The organism is Oceanicella actignis (genome assembly GCF_900111545.1).
Lineage (GTDB): Bacteria > Pseudomonadota > Alphaproteobacteria > Rhodobacterales > Rhodobacteraceae > Oceanicella > Oceanicella actignis.
Genome location: NZ_FOHL01000015.1, coordinates 12,418 through 14,036, shown reverse-complemented (window position 1 = coordinate 14,036; position 1,619 = coordinate 12,418). Strand labels below are relative to the sequence as shown.

The window sequence follows — 1,619 nt, the reverse complement described above, 5'->3', positions numbered from 1 at the left end:
TGTCGATCCGCTTGGCTTTGTAGCCGTTGGCATAGCCCCGGCGGTCGGGCGTACGCTCGTAGTGCGCCGCACCGAGAAATCGTTCGCGCTCGATCTGCATCGCCAGCTCAAAGGCCCGGGCGAACACCGAGGCGATCTCGCCAGGGCCGTGCTCGATCAGCTGTTCCAAGACCGCCTCAACCGCCGTATCCTTCCGTCTGTCCATTCGCGCTTCTCCATGGTCGTTCGGCAACTCCATGGAATACCAGGATGGGCAGCCCCTGCTGGGGCATGCCCCAGCAGGGGCTCAAGGCCCCAGCCCAAAGCGAATTTCCAGACATCACGGTACAGTACCCGCGGACCAAGGGGTCCGCTGGATGATGTTGACTGCGGGTCATCCCCGCGTGTGCGGGGAACGCGACGCTGCCCCGCAGAATGGCTCGCAATAGACCGGGTCATCCCCGCGTGTGCGGGGAACGCTGGCAGGCGGCTGCGAATGTCCGCGCTTATGTCGGGTCATCCCCGCGTGTGCGGGGAACGCTGACGAGGCGGCGATCTGGGATCATGTGGTCTCGGGTCATCCCCGCGTGTGCGGGGAACGCGTAATTTCCAGCCATTCGCGCCGGGCGATCTCCGGGTCATCCCCGCGTGTGCGGGGAACGCGCCCCAGATCAGGGCCAGCAGGTGACGGAATTCGGGTCATCCCCGCGTGTGCGGGGAACGCTCCGTCGTGGAGGCGGACGGGAAGGCCAAATCCGGGTCATCCCCGCGTGTGCGGGGAACGCCGCACGGAAAGCGCCGCGCTTCTGCAACAGATCGGGTCATCCCCGCGTGTGCGGGGAACGCTCGACTCCACCGCCCCGGAACGACAGCTCGCCCGGGTCATCCCCGCGTGTGCGGGGAACGCCCGCGACAGCCTCCCCTCGATTCGCGCGAGCGCGGGTCATCCCCGCGTGTGCGGGGAACGCCTGATGGCAGCTATTTCGATGTGCTGATTTCGCGGGTCATCCCCGCGTGTGCGGGGAACGCGGGAACCCGCGCGCGATGGCCGCAGGCGAACCCGGGTCATCCCCGCGTGTGCGGGGAACGCGCCCGGTCCTTGAGCATCATCTCATACACAGCCGGGTCATCCCCGCGTGTGCGGGGAACGCGAGAGCACGAATCCGTTCGAGATCTGCTGGATCGGGTCATCCCCGCGTGTGCGGGGAACGCCGCTGGCTGTCCGAGCCGACGCGCCGCGCCATCGGGTCATCCCCGCGTGTGCGGGGAACGCGCGGCGAGGGATTCGCGGTGCACTGCACATACCGGGTCATCCCCGCGTGTGCGGGGAACGCGCGCTGCCCGACCACATCGCTGAGCAGGCCATCGGGTCATCCCCGCGTGTGCGGGGAACGCCAGGTGATGCGCATCGCGCGCGAGCTGGGCAACGGGTCATCCCCGCGTGTGCGGGGAACGCGACGAGGACAGCATCCACCTGCATGCCCCGGTCGGGTCATCCCCGCGTGTGCGGGGAACGCGGCGTTCAAATGCGGCTGATTCTCGCGCTGATCGGGTCATCCCCGCGTGTGCGGGGAACGCGCAACCAGCCGTGGGTTCTTGGTCAGCCCGGCCGGGTCATCCCCGCGTGTGCGGGGAACGCG

The 1,619-nt window shown here is 68.4% G+C and carries 1 protein-coding gene and 1 CRISPR repeat array; the gene reads right to left on the bottom strand.

The window, feature by feature from the left end:
• On the bottom strand, positions 1 to 205 hold a 205-nt coding region (locus BMW67_RS14855; protein ID WP_177174523.1), incomplete at its 3' end, for a transposase.
• Positions 206 to 369: 164 nt separating this feature from the next.
• Positions 370 to 1,618: a CRISPR direct-repeat array (repeat unit 29 nt; unit sequence CGGGTCATCCCCGCGTGTGCGGGGAACGC).
• Position 1,619 lies beyond the last annotated feature (1 nt).